The organism is Serratia sp. Ser99, assembly GCF_024519545.1.
GTDB classification, from domain to species: domain Bacteria; phylum Pseudomonadota; class Gammaproteobacteria; order Enterobacterales; family Enterobacteriaceae; genus Serratia; species Serratia liquefaciens.
This window is the reverse complement of record NZ_JALJRT010000007.1, coordinates 43,463-60,458: the sequence shown is the minus strand read 5'-3', so window position 1 is coordinate 60,458 and position 16,996 is coordinate 43,463. Positions and strand designations below refer to the sequence as shown.

Sequence of the window (16,996 nt, the reverse complement as noted above, 5' to 3'; positions counted from 1 at the left end):
TAAAAGACTAAAAAGTACAAACTGGATTCTAAAGTCTACATCACCTTCTTTACTGGAGCCGTCATGAGCCACTTATTCGATGCAATTGTTTCCGCCCACCAACAATTGCGCCCACAGGTTCGCGTCACCCCACTGGAACGCAGCGTACTGTTGTCGCAACGCTTGGGTTGCGAACTGTTCCTGAAATGCGACCACCTGCAGCCTACCGGCTCTTTTAAGTTTCGCGGCGCCAGTAATAAACTGCGGCTACTGAGTGAAGAGCAACGCCAACGCGGAGTGATCGCCGCCTCCAGCGGCAATCATGGCCAGGCGATGGCGCTGGCGGGAAAGTTGATGGGCGTTGAGGTCAAGGTTTATGCGCCGGAAACGGCAGCGGCGATAAAACTCGACACCATTCGCGCTCTGGGCGCCCAGGTAGAGCTGGTGGCGGGCGATGCGCTAAATGCCGAGCAGGCGGGGGAAAAGGCGGCGCAGGAACAAGGGAAGGTTTACGTCTCTCCCTATAATGACGAGCAGGTTATCGCCGGTCAGGGGACCTGCGGCATGGAGCTGGTCGAACAACAGCCGGATTTGGATGCGGTGTTTGTCTCGGTGGGGGGTGGCGGCTATATTTCGGGCATTGGCAGCGTTTTGCAGCAACTATCGCCGAAAACGCAGCTAATTGCCTGTTGGCCGGAAAACGCCACCAGCATGTACAGCGCATTGGAAGCTGGCCACATTTTCCCGGTGGAAGAGCAAGATACCCTGTCCGACGGCACTGCCGGGGGCGTGGAGCCCGGTGCTGTTACCTTCCCTCTGTGTCAGCAGCTGATCGACCGAAAAGTCTTGGTCAGTGAAACTGAAATCAAGCAGGCTATGCGCCAAATTGCCGTCAGCGATCGCTGGATTATCGAAGGGGCGGCCGGGGTAGCCTTAGCCGCCGCCATCAAACTGGCACCGGAATTTCAGGGGAAAAAAGTGGCCGTCGTCCTGTGCGGAAAAAACATCGTGCTGGAGAAATACCTCAAGGCGATCGCCGATGAAAATCCTTAACAAAAGGCAGATACTTGAATCTTTCGACGCAGATGCCACCACGTTACTGCTAAAAGAAGGGTTTATTGCCTATTCAAAACGGCAGGTACAGCAACCGCCGGTACAACATTTTCTGTTTGAGCAGGCAGCCGGCGACTGCTGTATTAAATCGGCATGGCTGGAAGGAGACGAGCAATTTGTCCTCAAGGTTTCCTCCGGTTTTTACCGTAATCCAGCGCAGGGGTTGGCCAGCAATCAAGGGCTGATGATGGCTTTCTCAGCACAAACCGGTGAACCGCAGGCGTTGTTGCTGGACGAAGGCTGGTTAACCGCATTACGCACCGCTCTGGCCGGGCGCATCGTCGCCGAACTGTGCGCACCGACGGAGATCCCGGCCATAGGTATCGTCGGCTGCGGCATGCAGGCCCTGCTGCAGTTGCAACAGCTAAAACCTCTGACCGCCTGCCGTGAAGTCTGGGTATGGGGCCGCAACGAGTCGGCGCTGCAAGCCTACCGCCACAGTGCCGAGGCCGAAGGATTTCGGGTGCATACAACCCAGGATGCGGCAGAACTGGCGACACACTGCCGGTTGATTATCACCACCACGCCCAGCCGAGAGCCGATTCTGCGGGCGACGGATATTCGGCCCGGTACCCACATCACTGCGGTAGGCGCCGATTCCCATGGCAAGCAGGAACTGGAGAGCGGTCTGGTGGCCAGGGCGGATGTGTTGCTGGCAGACTCTGTGTCTCAATGTACAGAATACGGCGAAATCGCCACGGCTTATCGGCAAGGACTGTTGGCTTCGATACCCATCGTCGAATTAGGTACCGTTCTGGCGCAAGGAAAGAAGGTGCGCAGCGACCCGGAGCAAATCACCCTGGCCGATCTGACCGGGTTGGCGATTCAGGATGTGCAGATTGTGAAGGGAATTTTAGCGCGGTTATAACGAAATTAAGGGGCGCAACTGCGCCCCCTGATGCAAAACAACGTTAGGCATTCAGTACAAATTTCTCGATGGCGCGTGCCACGCCGTCTTCGGTATTGGTGGTGGTCACAAACTGCGCCACCGCCTTCAGTTCCTCAATGGCATTGCCCATGGCCACGCCAACGCCGGCATACTCGATCATTGCGGTGTCGTTGGCTTGATCGCCCAACGTCATCACGTTTTGCTGTGCAATACCGAGATGATCGGCCAGCATTTTCACGCCGGTCCCTTTATCCACGTTCTTATGCAGGATCTCCAGGAAATACGGCGCGCTTTTCAGGATGGTATAACGCTCCCGCGTTTCAGCCGGGATGCGGGCGATGGCACGATCCAACAGCTCAGGCTCGTCGACCATCATCAACTTAGGGAAACGGATCGCCGGATCCATCTCTTCCACACTGCGGTACTTGAGCGGAATGCCGGTCATCTCCGATTCGTGCACGGTGTATTTGCCGATATCTTTGTTCGGTGTATACAACGTATCGAAATCAAATGCCTGATAGTGAACGCCGAGTTCGCGCGCCATCTGCTCGAAGTAGAGATAATCCTCAAAGCCCAGCGTTTCCTGCAGAATGCAGGCACCATCTACCGCCTTCAAAACCAGCGCACCGTTATAGGTAATACAAAAATCACCAGGTCCCTGAATGTCCAACTGACGCAGATAGTCTTGCACGCCGACGTAAGGCCGCCCGGTGGCCAGCACCACATGCACCCCTTTGCGGCGCGCCTCGGTGATTGCCTGCTTTACCGCCGGCGTAATTTGGTGCTGCGGGTTGAGCAGCGTGCCGTCCATATCAATCGCAATCAGTTCAATAGCCATTCGATCCTCTCCCAGTGGTTTTTTCCCATGCTAACGCGTTTCAGCCCGCCGTGTCAGCGTCAAAAACGGCGTAAAAAAATCCGCGCGGGTTGCCCGGCGCGGATTTTCACAGTCATCAATACGTTAGATATCGATATTTGCCGCTTTCAGGGCATTCTCTTCGATAAAGGCACGACGAGGTTCAACCGCATCACCCATCAGGGTGGTGAACAATTGGTCTGCAGCAATGGCGTCCTTCACGGTCACGCGCAGCATACGGCGGCTTTCCGGATCCATGGTGGTTTCCCACAGCTGCTCTGGGTTCATCTCGCCCAGACCTTTATAACGTTGTACCGCCAGGCCGCGACGTGACTCTTTCACCAACCACTCCAATGCCTGCTCGAAACTTTCAATCGGCTGACGGCGCTCACCACGTTCGATGAAGGCACCCTCTTCGATCAGGCCGCGCAGTTTCTCGCCCAGCACGCAGATTTTGCGGTACTCACCACCGTGGATGAAGTCGAAGTCCAGCGCGTAGTCGGTATCCACACCGTGGGTACGAATGCGCAGCACCGGCTCAAACATCTGGCGCTCGCGGTTCTCGAAGATCACCGAGTCATAGCTGCTGCCGTGCTGCTCTTTGTCGTTCAGCAGTTTCACCAGAGAATCAATCCAGGTCTTAACCTTGGACTGATCGCTCAGATCTTCTTCCTGCAGAGTCGGCTGGTAGATCAGGTTGTTCAGCAGCGCGCGCGGGTAGCGACGCTCCATACGACCGATCAGCTTCTGCACGCTGTAGTGTTCGGCAACCAGTTTTTCCAGTTGCTCACCGCCCAGTGCCGGGGCGCTGGCGTTGGTGTGCAGGGTTGCGCCGTCCATCGCGATGGCGATTTGGTATTGATCCATCGCCTCGTCATCTTTGATGTACTGTTCCTGCTTGCCTTTTTTCACCTTGTACAAAGGCGGCTGAGCAATGAACACGTGGCCACGCTCGATGATTTCCGGCATCTGACGGTAGAAGAAGGTCAACAGCAGCGTACGGATGTGCGAGCCATCGACGTCGGCATCGGTCATGATGATGATGCTGTGATAGCGCAGTTTGTCCGGGTTGTACTCGTCACGGCCAATGCCGCAGCCCAGCGCGGTGATCAACGTCGCCACTTCCTGCGAAGACAGCATCTTGTCGAAGCGCGCCTTCTCTACGTTGAGGATTTTACCCTTCAACGGCAGGATTGCCTGGTTCTTACGGTTACGTCCCTGCTTGGCAGAGCCGCCCGCTGAGTCCCCTTCCACCAGGTACAGTTCAGACAGCGCAGGATCACGTTCCTGGCAGTCCGCCAGTTTGCCCGGCAGGCCGGCCAGATCCAGCGCGCCCTTACGGCGGGTCATTTCACGCGCTTTACGCGCCGCTTCACGAGCACGCGCCGCGTCGATGATTTTACCGACGACGATTTTCGCATCGCCCGGATTTTCCATCAGATAATCGACCAGCTTCTCGTTCATCAGCGTTTCAACCGCGGTTTTCACCTCGGAAGACACCAGCTTGTCTTTGGTCTGAGAAGAGAACTTCGGATCAGGCACCTTCACCGAAACCACGGCAATCAGACCTTCACGCGCATCGTCGCCGGTGGCGCTGATTTTAGCCTTTTTGCTGTAGCCTTCTTTATCCATGTAGCTGTTCAGGGTACGGGTCATCGCGGTACGGAAACCGACCAGATGGGTACCGCCGTCACGCTGCGGGATGTTGTTGGTGAAGCAGTAGATGTTTTCCTGGAAACCGTCGTTCCACTGCAGCGCCACTTCCACACCGATGTCGTCTTTGACGGTCGAGAAGTAGAACACGTTCGGGTGGATCGGGGTTTTGTTCTTGTTCAGGTATTCAACAAACGCCTTGATACCGCCTTCGTAGTGGAAGTGGTCTTCTTTGTCGGTACGTTTGTCTTTCAGGCGGATAGACACGCCGGAGTTCAGGAAAGAGAGTTCGCGCAGGCGCTTGGCCAGAATGTCGTACTCAAATTCGGTATTGTTGGTGAAGGTTTCATAGCTCGGCCAGAAACGGACCGTGGTGCCGGTCTGATCGGTTTCACCGACCACTTTCAGCGGCGACAATGGCTCGCCCATGGCATAGGTTTGCTCATGCACCTTGCCTTCACGACGGATCACCAGTTCCAGCTTCTCAGACAGGGCGTTAACAACGGAGACGCCCACGCCGTGCAGACCGCCGGAGACCTTGTAGGAGTTGTCATCAAATTTGCCGCCAGCATGCAGCACGGTCATGATCACCTGTGCTGCGGAAACCCCTTCCTCTTCGTGAATACCGGTCGGGATACCGCGGCCATCATCCTGTACCGAAACGGAATTGTCGGCATGGATGGTCACCTGAATGTCACTACAGTGGCCAGCGAGTGCTTCGTCGATAGCGTTGTCCACAACCTCGAATACCATGTGGTGCAGACCGGTGCCATCATCGGTGTCGCCGATATACATGCCCGGGCGCTTACGCACCGCGTCCAGCCCTTTTAATACCTTGATACTTGAGGAGTCATAAGAATTCGACATCAACGTTTCTCGCTCATTTTAGTCCTGTGGTTGAACCTCTATTTTACCTTGTTCCACGCGGAACATCTTGCCCTTTTCACCGGCCATATCGGTCACTTGTTCAGCGCTCACGGCACTGACAAAGACCTGGGCCTGGGTGGCTTTCAGGCGATCGGCCAGCAACCGGCGACGGCCGGTGTCCAGCTCGGAGGCAAAATCATCAATCAGATACAGGCAACGCCGCCCGCTCTGCCGGGTGAGAAACTCACCCTGCGCTAAGCGCAATGCGCACATCAGCAATTTAAGCTGACCGCGCGATAACAAATCCTCTACCGGCGTGCCGTCGGCACGAATGCGGAAGTCCGCCTTATGCGGCCCCACCGCGGTATAGGTTAACGCCCTGTCGCGCTCAAACTGGCGCTCCAGCAGCTCTCCGTAGTCGCTCTCTTTGTCCCAGCCGCGCTGGAAAGAGAAACTCAGGGCAAATTCGGGCAAAAACTGCGCGCACGTCGCGGTAATATCCGCGGCAATCGCGTCGCTATAAGCTGCCCGCCACTCGCTGATGCGCTCTGCCAACGGGATCAGTTCCTGATCCCAGGCGCGGATTTGCGCATAGCGACTGACCTGGCGCAGCGCGGCATTGCGCTGCTTCAGTAACCGTTTCAGGTTGCTCCAGGCGGTGAAAAAACCGGGTTCGTTATGAAAACAGCCCCAGTCCAGGAAGGCGCGCCGGAATTTCGGCCCGCCGTTTAGCAGGGTAAAACCTTCGGGGGTGATCAGTTGCATCGGCAATAACTGCGCCAGTTCAGCCACTTTGTGGCCGTCGCTGCCATCGATGCGTACCTTGCTGTCACCCTGACGGCTCTTGCTTAATCCTACGGATATTTCACGCTCTGCACCGTCAATACGGCCGTGCAAAATGAACTCCGGCTGGTCGTGGCGGATCACCCGACCGGCCTGCAGGCTGCGAAACGCACGCCCGTGCCCAAGGGTATATACAGCCTCGAGCACGCTGGTTTTTCCGCTGCCGTTGGCACCAACCAGGAAGTTGAATCCCGGCGCCAGCGCCAAATCCGCCGCTTCTATATTGCGGAAGTCTTTAATCAGTAAACGCGTTAATGCCATGCTGCAGTTATCTTAATCATCGAACAGCCCAGGGCGTTATTGTCGCAGACCCTTTGCGTGCGGCCAGAGCACAGCAACCGGAGCGTACACAGAGTACGTGAGGATTGCGAGCACTGCCCAATCGCAAAGGGGCAAGTAAGATAGCCCGATAAATTCTACAGCCGCATTGGCATGACGACGTAAGCAGCAGACTTACTGGCACCGTCTTCGATCTGCACGCTGGAAACCGAGTCGGTCAGCAGCAGACGCACATCTTCACACTTGAGCGCGTTCAAAACGTCCAGCACGTAACTGACGTTAAAACCAATTTCCATCTCGGTGCCGTCATAGCTGACATCGAGGATCTCTTCCGCTTCTTCCTGTTCCGGGTTGTTGGCGGTGATCTTGAGCTGGTTCTGGCTAACGTACAGGCGCACGCCGCGGAACTTTTCGTTCGACAAAATGGCCGCGCGGGCAAACGCCTGCTTGAGCAAGTCGCAGCCGGCTTCCAGCGTTTTGTCCGGGTTCTTCGGCAATACGCGGCGATAATCAGGGAAACGGCCGTCAACCAGCTTGGAGGTGAAGATAAAGTCACCGACGTGAGCGCGAATGTTGTTGCTGCCGATCTGCAGTTGCAGCAAGGTCTCACCACCGTCCAGCAGACGCACCAGCTCCATCACGCCTTTACGCGGCACGATCACCGAATGCGACGGCAATTCCTGGCCGATCGGCATCGAACACACCGCCAGGCGGTGACCGTCGGTCGCCACGGTACGCAGCTCTTCCCCTTCGGTTTCGAACAGCATGCCGTTTAAGTAGTAACGCACGTCCTGATGAGCCATCGAGAACTGCGTAGCTTCAATCAGGCGCTTCAGCGTTGCCTGTGGCAGCGAAAATTCAACTTCGCTCTGCCAGTCGTCCAGGTTCGGGAAATCCGCCGCCGGCAACGTAGAAAGTGAGAAGCGGCTGCGGCCGGAACGCACCAGCATGCGCTCGCTTTCAAGCGTTACGGTGATCTCGGCCCCTTCAGGCAGACCACGGCAGATATCAAAGAATTTACGCGCGGGGACGGTAGTCGCGCCCGCTTCATGGGGCTGGGACAGGGCAACGCGCGCCACCATCTCCATCTCCAGATCGGTGCCGGTCAGCAGCAGGGAGCCTTCCGTCACCTGCAACAGCAGGTTACCCAGAATTGGCAAGGTTGGGCGGCCGCCCAGCGGGCTGCTCACCTGTTGCAGCGGTTTTAGCAGATGCTCACGTTCAACGATAAATTTCATAGCGCTAGGAAGATAATGTTCTGATTAAATTGGAGAAATCTTCTTTGATGTCGTGACTTTCCTCACGCAGCTGCTCAATCTTCCGGCAGGCGTGCAACACCGTGGTATGGTCGCGGCCACCAAACGCATCGCCGATTTCTGGCAGGCTGTGGTTGGTGAGTTCTTTTGCCAATGCCATCGCCATTTGGCGCGGGCGGGCAACGGAACGCGAACGCCGCTTGGACAACAAATCCGCGACTTTAATTTTATAGTATTCCGCCACCGTCTTTTGAATATTATCGATGGTGACCAGCTTTTCCTGCAGAGCCAGCAGATCGCGCAGCGCTTCACGCACGAAATCAATGGTAATGGCACGGCCGGTAAAGTTTGCGTTGGCAATCACGCGGTTCAGCGCCCCTTCGAGCTCACGCACGTTGGAACGCAGGCGCTTGGCGATAAAGAACGCCACCTCGCCCGGCAGACGGATATCGTTCTCGTCGGCCTTTTTCATCAGGATCGCCACGCGGGTTTCCAGCTCAGGCGGCTCGATCGCCACCGTCAGCCCCCAACCGAAGCGCGACTTCAGGCGATCTTCCACGCCGTTAATCTCTTTCGGGTAGCGGTCTGAGGTCAGGATAATCTGCTGATTGCCTTCCAACAGGGCGTTAAAGGTATGGAAGAACTCTTCCTGCGAACGCTCTTTATTGGCAAAAAATTGGATGTCATCGATCAGCAGCGCATCGACCGAGCGGTAATAACGCTTAAATTCTTCAATGGCATTGTTCTGCAAGGCTTTGACCATGTCCTGAACAAAGCGTTCAGAGTGCATATAGACCACTTTGGCGTTGGCCTTGCGGGCCATGATGCCGTTGCCTACCGCGTGCAACAGGTGAGTTTTACCCAGGCCGGTGCCGCCATACAGGAACAGCGGGTTATAGGCGCCGCCCGGGTTATCCGCCACCTGGCGGGCCGCCGCGCGCGCCAACTGGTTGGATTTACCCTCAACAAAGTTATCAAAGGTATGCTTTGGGTTAACGTTGGAGCGGTAGGAAAGTTCAGGCTGAGGAGCCGCGTTGTCCCAACTGGGGCGGGACGGCGCCACGGCGCGCGCTACCGGTAAGCTGGGTGCGCTTGCACTCACGCTGGCGGTAACGGTCTGGCTGATGATTTGGGAGATCGGTTTGCTGCCCACTTCAAAACGCAGCAAGGGGGCATCCGTACCGCAGAAATCATTCAACAGGCCATTGATATTGTTTAAGTACTTATCGCGAACCCAATCCAGCACAAAACGATTGGGCGCATAAAGCGCCAGGGTATTGTCACTCAGTTCCGCCTGCAATGGGCGTATCCACATACTAAATTCTGTGGCAGGTAACTCATCCTGCAATCGGGCAAGACACTGCTGCCAAAGCGAAAGTGACACGGCGGACTCCACTCGAACAAGATCAATAAAAGAAAAGAATCAGGCTAATTTTTTATAACTCATGATTTTTGACACATACCCGGCATCGGCTGTTTGCCTGTGGGGGATGCGAACCGCCTTTCACGGTTTATGTCCCTCACGATCCCCGCTTGAGAGATCGCGATCGGAATGACGGATCATAGCGCAATCCGCGCAAGAGATCCTCCCCTTCATCACAGATTAGATCCATTTTATCCACAGGCCCCGGCCTGCGGCGATCTTTTCGCCAGCCACGCCAAATTGCAGGCGAAATACCGCCTGAGGAACGGTATTTTTTACATTGTCAACCGGTTATACCCTGTTATCCACGTCGGATCCTTGGCTTTAACCACAAGGATCGCGTCGGGATCCTTGCGATTTACCCCCGAGTCCGTATAATCTTCGCCCTACGTGTGTACCTGGTTCCTTAATGGTGTGTCATTAACCAGACAGGATTCTGCGGTGACCACGGGCCAAGACCGGATTTTACTCCGTATTGGCAGACAACCAGGTAGGCTAGCGCGATGTGAATTGACTCAGGACTGTACAATTATTACAATCCCGCTTCTTTATATATTGCGATTGAGGCGTCGGTCGTCTTCACGCCGAATAGCCAAACGCGTTTACTGATCAGTAATTATTTAAGTTTAGGTAGAAATCGCCATGAAACGCACTTTCCAACCGTCCGTATTGAAGCGCAACCGTAGCCACGGCTTCCGTGCTCGTATGGCCACCAAAAATGGTCGTCAAGTTCTGGCCCGCCGTCGTGCGAAAGGCCGTTCTCGTCTGACTGTTTCTAAGTAATAAAAGCTAACCCGCTGAGTGGTTAAGCTAGCTTTTCCCAGGGAGTTACGTTTGTTAACTCCCACTCATTTCACTTTCGTCTTCCAGCAGCCACAACGGGCTGGCACGCCGCAAATCACCATCCTCGGCCGCCTGAACCAGCTGGGGCATCCCCGCATCGGTCTTACCGTCGCCAAAAAACACGTCAAACGCGCGCATGAACGCAATCGGATCAAACGCCTAACCCGCGAAAGCTTCCGTTTACGTCAGCACGAGTTACCGGCGATGGATTTTGTCGTGGTGGCCAAAAAAGGGATAGCGGATTTGGATAACCGCGCGCTGACGGAAGCTTTGGAAAAATTATGGCGTCGCCACTGTCGCCAGGCTCCCGCATCCTGATCGGGCTGGTGCGGGCTTACCAGCTCGTCATCAGTCCGCTGCTTGGGCCTCGTTGTCGCTTCCAGCCGACATGCTCTCATTACGCAATTGAGGCATTAAGCAGGTTTGGCATGATAAAAGGCAGTTGGTTAGCATTGAAACGCGTATTAAAATGCCACCCCTTGAACCCAGGTGGCGATGATCCCGTGCCGCCGAAACCCGACGATAACAGAGAACACTAACGATGGATTCGCAACGCAATCTTCTCCTCATCGCTCTGCTGTTCGTGTCTTTCATGATCTGGCAAGCCTGGCAAACGGACAATGCTCCGCAACCAGTCGCCCAGACCACGCAACAGACTTCGAACACTGCTACCGGTGATGCCGCAAGCTCAGCAGTTCCAGCCAGTGGTCAGGGTAAACTGATTACCGTTAATACTGACGTGCTGTCGCTGACCATCAACACCCGTGGTGGTGATATCGAGCAGGCTAAACTGTTGGCTTACCCGGACACTCTGGGTTCATCGACGCCATTCCAACTGCTGGAAACCACACCGTCATTTGTTTATCAGGCGCAAAGCGGCCTGACCGGCAGAAACGGCCCGGATAACCCGGCAAACGGCGAACGTCCTCTGTTCCAGGCGGCGCAGGACAGCTACACCCTGCCGGAAGGCCAGGAAGAGCTGCGCATTCCGCTGACCTTTACCGGTAAAGACGGCGCTATCTACACCAAGACTTTCGTGCTCAAGCGTAATCATTACGCGGTTGCTGTTGACTACAACGTCGACAACAAAGGCACCACCCCGCTGGAACTGACCCTGTTCGGCCAACTGAAGCAGACGACCGAGCTGCCTAAGCACCGTGACACCGGCAGCAACAACTTCGCTCTGCACACCTTCCGTGGCGCGGCGTACTCTTCCAGCGAAGACAAATATCAGAAGTATGCGTTCGATAAGGACGAAAACCTGAGTGTCACCACGCAGGGCGGTTGGGTTGCCATGCTGCAACAGTACTTCGCAACCGCATGGGTGCCGGCAACTCAAGGCAGCAACACCTTCTATACCGCCAAGCCTGGCGATAACCTGTCCACCATTGGCTTCAAATCTACTCCGGTAGTGGTGCAGCCTGGTGCGCAGCAGCAGCTGAATGCCACCCTGTGGGTGGGGCCGGAACTGCAAGACCAGATGGCCCAACTGGCGCCGCACCTGGATCTGACCGTGGATTACGGTTGGTTGTGGTTCATCTCTCAGCCGCTGTTCAAATTGCTGAAGTTTATCCACGGCTTTATCGGTAACTGGGGCTTCTCAATTATCATCATCACCTTCATCGTGCGTGGCATCATGTACCCGCTGACCAAAGCGCAGTACACCTCGATGGCCAAAATGCGCATGCTGCAGCCAAAACTGCAGGCGATGCGTGAGCGTATCGGTGATGACAAACAGCGCATGAGCCAGGAAATGATGGCGCTGTACAAGTCTGAGAAAGTGAACCCGTTGGGTGGGTGTTTGCCGCTGGTTATCCAGATGCCAATCTTCCTGGCGCTGTACTACATGTTGATGGGCTCGGTTGAGCTGCGCCATGCGCCGTTCGCCCTGTGGATCCATGACCTGTCGGCGCAAGACCCGTACTACATCTTGCCAATCCTGATGGGCGTGACGATGTTCTTCATCCAGAAGATGTCGCCAACCACCGTCACTGACCCGATGCAGCAGAAAATCATGACCTTTATGCCGGTGATCTTCACAGTGTTCTTCCTGTGGTTCCCGTCAGGTCTGGTGCTGTACTACATCGTCAGTAACCTGGTGACCATCCTCCAGCAGCAGCTGATTTACCGCGGCCTGGAAAAACGTGGCCTGCACAGCCGCGACAAGAAAAAGACCTAAGCGTATTGTAGGGGTTCGGCGCGCTGAACCCTTGCAGCAAAAGATAAGAGGCGGTCATTAAGACCGCCTTTTTGCATATTGAATCGTCAGAGAGAATCACTATGAGCACCACCGATACCATCGTAGCCCAAGCCACCCCGCCGGGACGCGGCGGCGTCGGCATTTTGCGTATTTCCGGCCGTGGCGCCAAAGACGTAGCCCAGGCCCTGCTCGGCAAACTGCCGAAGCCGCGTTACGCCGATTACCTGCCGTTCCGTGATGCCGAAGGCGCCACTCTGGACCAGGGCATCGCGCTGTGGTTTCCTGGCCCGAACTCGTTTACCGGCGAAGACGTGCTGGAACTGCAAGGCCACGGCGGGCCGGTTATCCTCGATTTGCTGCTCAAACGCGTACTGGCGCTGCCCGGCGTGCGTATCGCCCGTCCCGGCGAATTTTCCGAGCGTGCCTTCCTTAATGACAAGCTGGATCTGGCGCAGGCCGAAGCAATTGCCGACCTGATCGACGCCAGTTCCGAGCAGGCGGCACGTTCTGCCATGAACTCGCTGCAGGGGGCGTTCTCCACCCGCATCAACCAGCTTGTGGAAGCACTTACTCACCTGCGAATCTATGTAGAAGCAGCGATAGACTTCCCGGATGAGGAAATCGACTTCCTGTCTGACGGTAAAATCGAGGCGCAGCTCAACGGAGTCATGACCGATCTGGACAACGTACGCGCAGAAGCGCGTCAGGGCAGCCTGCTGCGCGAAGGGATGAAAGTGGTGATCGCCGGGCGTCCTAACGCCGGTAAATCCAGCCTGTTGAACGAACTGGCCGGTCGCGAAGCGGCTATCGTCACCGATATCGCCGGCACCACTCGCGACGTGCTGCGCGAGCATATTCACATCGACGGCATGCCTTTACACATCATCGACACCGCCGGCCTGCGCGAAGCCAGCGACGAAGTGGAGCGTATCGGTATCGAACGTGCGTGGAACGAGATCGAACAGGCTGACCGCGTGCTGTTTATGGTCGATGGCACCACCACCGCGGCAACCGAACCGGCAGAGATTTGGCCGGAGTTTATGGCACGTCTGCCGCATCGTCTGCCGATCACCGTAGTACGTAACAAAGCCGACATCACCGGTGAACCCTTGGGCATGACAGAAGTAAATGGTCACTCACTTATTCGCCTGTCGGCGCGCACCGGTGAAGGTATCGACCTGCTGCGGGACCACCTGAAGCAGAGTATGGGCTTCACCAGCAATATGGAAGGCGGTTTCCTGGCACGTCGCCGCCACCTGCAGGCGCTTGAGCAAGCAGCCCAGCATCTGGTCGAGGGCAAAGAACAGTTAGTGAGCGCTTACGCGGGGGAGCTGCTGGCCGAAGAATTGCGACTGGCGCAGCAAGCGCTGAGTGAAATCACCGGCGAATTTACCTCAGATGACCTGCTGGGACGCATTTTCTCCAGCTTCTGCATTGGTAAATAAGCGGCGGTAACGTAACAAGCGACCTATTCACGGCCAGGATAAACCTTTGTTCTGGCCGTTTTTCTTTGCCCCGCTCTGCGCCTTGGCTCACAGAGCCGTCATAACTCCCTAGATATACTGGTGGGTCAGGGATCCTTCTCAGGAACGAGCAAAGATGGCATTAACCTTCAAGGTGCTGCTGGAAAACCGCCGCGCCGCCAGCGCCAATCCGTCACTGCTGGCCAAGGCAGGCTTAAGCCTGCTGCTTCAGGATGAAACTGCCAGCGTTTTATTTGATACCGGCCCTGACGGCAGTTTCCTGCACAATGCGCGGCTGATGGGCGTAGATCTCTCCAGAATAACCGCAACCGTGCTCTCTCATGGCCACTATGACCACTGCGGCGGCGTCACCTGGCTGCCTGACGGCAGCCGCATTATCTGCCATCCGCAGATCGGCGACGAACGCTATGCGGCGCTGAAGGTACTGGGCCACACCCGCAAAATCAAAAAGCTCTCTTTGGATATCGATTACTCACGCCACCGCATGGAGTACAGCCGCAAACCACTGTCTATCAGCGATCGTTTTATGTGGTCAGGCGAAATCGCAGTACCCGCACCGCGCGCCTATGGAGTGATTGTCGGGGAAAATGCAGGAGTGGACTATGTCATCGACGAAGGCGTGCTGATTTATAAATCCGATCGCGGGTTGGTGATTATTACCGGTTGCGGGCATCGCGGGATCATTCACATCGTGCGTCACTGCCAGAAAATCACTGGGATCGATCGGATCCACGCTTTGATCGGCGGTTTTCATCTGCGCTGCGCGTCGCCGCGCACCCTATGGCGGGTAAGACATTTTCTTCATCAGCAAAAACCGGAGAAATTAATGGGATGCCATTGCACCGGAACCTGGGGGCGCCTGTGGTTACCGGAGGTGGTGTCACCCGCGACCGGAGACACTTTCGTGCTGGAATAAGACGTTAACAAGCCAGCTGGTTTTCGCTTCCTGCTACAGAATCTGGCAGGAAGAACCCCCGACAAACGCCTGCTTTCTCCTCCTTCTTGCCAAAACTCACCTAAGCTTATCTCAGCAATTTCCATCAAAGAGATAAGAAAAAATGAATGAACCACTGGATTTACTCGGCGTCGGCCTTGGCCCTTTCAACCTCAGCCTGGCGGCGTTGGCCTATGAAAGTGGTGCACTGAATTATGCCTTTCTCGATCGCAACGCCAGCTTCCGTTGGCATCCCGGCATGCTGCTCCCTTCCGCCTATATGCAGACCTATGTGTTGCAGGACCTGGTTACGGCGGTAACGCCTCGCAGCCAATTCTCCTTTATCAATTACCTGGTCGAGCAGAAAAAAATTTATCGTTTTCTGATTACCGAACAGCAAATTATCAGCCGCGAAGAGTTCTCCGACTATTTGAGCTGGGCCTGTAATAGATTAGAAGGGTTACAGTTTTCACAGTCGGTTGAGAGCATTGATTTTGACGATGACAAACAGCTGTTCAAAGTACGCACCCCCGACCAAACCCTGTGGGCGAAGAATATCTGTCTGGGCACCGGCCACGACCCCTGGCTGCCTGAGGAGTTTTACCCGGCGCTGGGTGAAAACTGCCTGCATGCCGCCGAAATCGGCCTGCGTAATCCTGATCTGACCGGTAAGCGGGTGGCGGTGATTGGCGGCGGCCAAAGCGGTGCCGATATTTTTCTGAACGCGCTGCGGGGGCACTGGGGCGAACCGGCACAGCTCGACTGGATTTCCCGTCGGCCCAATTTTCAGCCGCTGGACGAGTCTGCCTTCACCAATGAATATTTCACCCCGGAGTACGTCGATTATTTTTATACGCTGCCGCAGGATATCCGCGAGCGCGAACTCAAGACTCAGAAACTGCCGGCCGACGGTATTAGCAACCATACGCTACGTACTTTGTACCGGGAGCTTTATATGCGTTTCGATGTGATGCACCAGCCGCGCAACGTGCGTCTTTTGCCGCATCGCACTCTGCTGGCGATCGAGCCGACAGGCAAAGGGTTCCAATTGCGAACCCGACACGGCCTTGAAAATCGCCAGGAAGGATTCAATGCCGATGTCGTCATTTTAGCAACCGGTTATCGCCCTTCACTCCCTGCCTATTTAAAACCCCTGTTGCCACGCATTCCTTTCGACGACCAACAACACTTGCCGTTACTGCCCGATTTTAACCTCGAATGGCAGGGGCCTGAGCAGAATCGCATTTATGCGGTGAATGCCGGTATCCACAGCCACGGCAGCGCGGAAGGCGGGCTCAGCCTGATGGCCTGGCGCTCAGCACGCATTCTGAATCATCTGCTCGGTAAACCCCATTTTGATCTGGCACCAAACGCCTCGCTGATCCAATGGTGGAGCGGCGCTGCCCCGGACGATGATATTACTCAAACAGATAAATAGGATAAAACGCATACTGTTTTTTGATGATAAATCCTCGACTTATGCTTAATCTAACTCCCCTGCGTTTTCAGCGACCCCTCTGGTATGGAGTGAATAATGGCGTGTCATTTTGCCCGATGGATCCCCACGTCCACCGCACTGGATACCCGGAGGCTCTCCGCCGAGGTCGTTGCTGCTACCACCGCTTTTTCCATTAAACGCCGCCAACGCTTTCTGCAGGGGCGTATCCTGCTCGCCGAAATGATGTTTTATCTCTACGGCCTGCCGACATTGCCCCCCATCGCTACCACACCTACCGGCCGCCCCTGCTTTGTCGATAACCACCTGCCCGATTTCAGCCTGGCCTACGCCAGCGATACGGTAGGGGTTTTATTAAGCGATGAAGGCAAGGTGGGGCTGGATATTGAAGTCATGCGCGCCCGGGGCGGGCAACAGAAAAGGCTGCAAGACCAATTTCAAACGCCGGCAGAAAGTGCCTGGATCAGTGCGCAATACGATCGGCTGGAGGCAGAAACGCAGCTGTGGAGCATCCGTCAAAGCGTGTTGAAAATTTCCGGCCTGGGTAACAGCGGGCAATCGTCGCTGCTGCTGCACCCTTTTTCCGGCCACCTGCGATCCAGCATCACCCCCCAGGTTCAGGTGATGAGCGATGCCGACGAATATCTGAGCTGGGCTTGCGCGCGCGAACCCAGCCTGGAACGTCTGGTATGCTGGCAGTATGAAGCCAATAAAGGCCTGCAGAAAAACGGGGAGATCTCTCCACGAGCACCGGCCAGTTCCACCCGCTTTATCAAACTGACCAGCCTGGCACTTCACCGCTGACATCGGCCGCTTACCCTGCGACGAACCCCTGAGATAAAACTTTCTTTAACGCATAAATTCCTGCATAAAACTGTAAAGTCAGCTAAATATTCAGCAATCATCTATTCTCTCCTGCAG

General features: G+C 55.6%; 15 protein-coding genes. 10 read left to right on the top strand and 5 right to left on the bottom strand.

Going from position 1 to position 16,996, the window contains the following annotated elements; all coding sequences use genetic code 11:
* Nucleotides 1-63 precede the first annotated feature (63 nt).
* Nucleotides 64-1,032, top strand: a complete 969-nt coding sequence (locus NR114_RS15105; protein ID WP_234530657.1) for a threonine/serine dehydratase — start codon at nt 64-66, stop codon at nt 1,030-1,032.
* Complete coding sequence (locus NR114_RS15100; RefSeq protein WP_234530659.1) at nt 1,019-1,960, top strand: ornithine cyclodeaminase family protein; 942 nt, start codon at nt 1,019-1,021, stop codon at nt 1,958-1,960. The genes NR114_RS15105 and NR114_RS15100 overlap by 14 nt, the downstream gene beginning before the upstream one ends.
* A 43-nt stretch (nt 1,961-2,003) precedes the next feature.
* Here the strand turns inward: NR114_RS15100 and yidA are convergent, their stop codons facing one another.
* The 5 genes from yidA to dnaA form a co-directional block, all read right to left on the bottom strand.
* A complete protein-coding gene (gene yidA, locus NR114_RS15095) occupies nt 2,004-2,819 on the bottom strand; it encodes a sugar-phosphatase (protein ID WP_115057903.1) in 816 nt (271 codons plus the stop codon).
* 123 nt (nt 2,820-2,942) lie between these two features.
* Entirely contained in the window at nt 2,943-5,357 is a 2,415-nt protein-coding gene (gene gyrB, locus NR114_RS15090; protein WP_020824633.1) for a DNA topoisomerase (ATP-hydrolyzing) subunit B, read from the bottom strand.
* Nucleotides 5,358-5,375: 18 nt separating this feature from the next.
* Nucleotides 5,376-6,461 carry a DNA replication/repair protein RecF gene (gene recF / locus NR114_RS15085; protein ID WP_012004508.1) on the bottom strand — a complete coding sequence of 362 codons (1,086 nt, stop codon included), beginning with the start codon at nt 6,459-6,461 and terminating at the stop codon, nt 5,376-5,378.
* A 155-nt stretch (nt 6,462-6,616) separates the two neighbouring features.
* Complete coding sequence (dnaN, locus tag NR114_RS15080; RefSeq protein WP_020824632.1) at nt 6,617-7,717, bottom strand: DNA polymerase III subunit beta; 1,101 nt, start codon at nt 7,715-7,717, stop codon at nt 6,617-6,619.
* Between the two features lie 4 nt (nt 7,718-7,721).
* On the bottom strand, nt 7,722-9,119 hold the full coding sequence (gene dnaA / locus NR114_RS15075; protein WP_234530614.1) for a chromosomal replication initiator protein DnaA: 1,398 nt from the start codon (nt 9,117-9,119) through the stop codon (nt 7,722-7,724).
* Nucleotides 9,120-9,800: 681 nt separating this feature from the next.
* Here dnaA and rpmH point away from each other — a divergent pair.
* From rpmH to NR114_RS15035, 8 genes are all read left to right on the top strand, one after another.
* Complete coding sequence (gene rpmH, locus NR114_RS15070; RefSeq protein ID WP_003849659.1) at nt 9,801-9,941, top strand: 50S ribosomal protein L34; 141 nt, start codon at nt 9,801-9,803, stop codon at nt 9,939-9,941.
* Between the two features lie 18 nt (nt 9,942-9,959).
* Nucleotides 9,960-10,319 (top strand): ribonuclease P protein component, encoded by a 360-nt coding sequence (rnpA, locus tag NR114_RS15065; protein WP_004950547.1) that lies wholly within the window; start codon nt 9,960-9,962, stop codon nt 10,317-10,319.
* A complete protein-coding gene (gene yidD, locus NR114_RS15060) occupies nt 10,283-10,540 on the top strand; it encodes a membrane protein insertion efficiency factor YidD (protein WP_012004505.1) in 258 nt (85 codons plus the stop codon). Before rnpA ends, yidD begins: the two co-directional genes overlap by 37 nt.
* 2 nt (nt 10,541-10,542) lie before the next feature.
* Nucleotides 10,543-12,180, top strand: a complete 1,638-nt coding sequence (gene yidC, locus NR114_RS15055) for a membrane protein insertase YidC (RefSeq protein WP_020837770.1) — start codon at nt 10,543-10,545, stop codon at nt 12,178-12,180.
* A gap of 101 nt (nt 12,181-12,281) precedes the next feature.
* Nucleotides 12,282-13,646 carry a tRNA uridine-5-carboxymethylaminomethyl(34) synthesis GTPase MnmE gene (gene mnmE, locus NR114_RS15050; RefSeq protein WP_048759337.1) on the top strand — a complete coding sequence of 455 codons (1,365 nt, stop codon included), beginning with the start codon at nt 12,282-12,284 and terminating at the stop codon, nt 13,644-13,646.
* 154 nt (nt 13,647-13,800) lie between these two features.
* Complete coding sequence (locus tag NR114_RS15045) at nt 13,801-14,601, top strand: MBL fold metallo-hydrolase (RefSeq protein WP_197821463.1); 801 nt, start codon at nt 13,801-13,803, stop codon at nt 14,599-14,601.
* 142 nt (nt 14,602-14,743) lie between these two features.
* Nucleotides 14,744-16,057: a lysine N(6)-hydroxylase/L-ornithine N(5)-oxygenase family protein gene (locus NR114_RS15040; RefSeq protein ID WP_256814232.1), complete on the top strand. Its 1,314-nt coding sequence runs from the start codon at nt 14,744-14,746 to the stop codon at nt 16,055-16,057.
* Nucleotides 16,058-16,153: 96 nt separating this feature from the next.
* Nucleotides 16,154-16,879, top strand: coding sequence for a 4'-phosphopantetheinyl transferase superfamily protein (locus NR114_RS15035; protein WP_020837736.1), 726 nt, complete (start codon nt 16,154-16,156; stop codon nt 16,877-16,879).
* The last annotated feature ends 117 nt before the right edge of the window (nt 16,880-16,996 follow it).

Coding starts and splice junctions, on each gene's coding strand:
- NR114_RS15105 (WP_234530657.1), top strand. CDS start 64: ATGAGCCACTTATTCGATGCAATTGTTTCCGCCCACCAACAATTGCGC.
- NR114_RS15100 (WP_234530659.1), top strand. CDS start 1,019: ATGAAAATCCTTAACAAAAGGCAGATACTTGAATCTTTCGACGCAGAT.
- yidA (WP_115057903.1), bottom strand. CDS start 2,819: ATGGCTATTGAACTGATTGCGATTGATATGGACGGCACGCTGCTCAAC.
- gyrB (WP_020824633.1), bottom strand. CDS start 5,357: ATGTCGAATTCTTATGACTCCTCAAGTATCAAGGTATTAAAAGGGCTG.
- recF (WP_012004508.1), bottom strand. CDS start 6,461: ATGGCATTAACGCGTTTACTGATTAAAGACTTCCGCAATATAGAAGCG.
- dnaN (WP_020824632.1), bottom strand. CDS start 7,717: ATGAAATTTATCGTTGAACGTGAGCATCTGCTAAAACCGCTGCAACAG.
- rpmH (WP_003849659.1), top strand. CDS start 9,801: ATGAAACGCACTTTCCAACCGTCCGTATTGAAGCGCAACCGTAGCCAC.
- yidD (WP_012004505.1), top strand. CDS start 10,283: ATGGCGTCGCCACTGTCGCCAGGCTCCCGCATCCTGATCGGGCTGGTG.
- yidC (WP_020837770.1), top strand. CDS start 10,543: ATGGATTCGCAACGCAATCTTCTCCTCATCGCTCTGCTGTTCGTGTCT.
- mnmE (WP_048759337.1), top strand. CDS start 12,282: ATGAGCACCACCGATACCATCGTAGCCCAAGCCACCCCGCCGGGACGC.
- NR114_RS15045 (WP_197821463.1), top strand. CDS start 13,801: ATGGCATTAACCTTCAAGGTGCTGCTGGAAAACCGCCGCGCCGCCAGC.
- NR114_RS15040 (WP_256814232.1), top strand. CDS start 14,744: ATGAATGAACCACTGGATTTACTCGGCGTCGGCCTTGGCCCTTTCAAC.
- NR114_RS15035 (WP_020837736.1), top strand. CDS start 16,154: ATGGCGTGTCATTTTGCCCGATGGATCCCCACGTCCACCGCACTGGAT.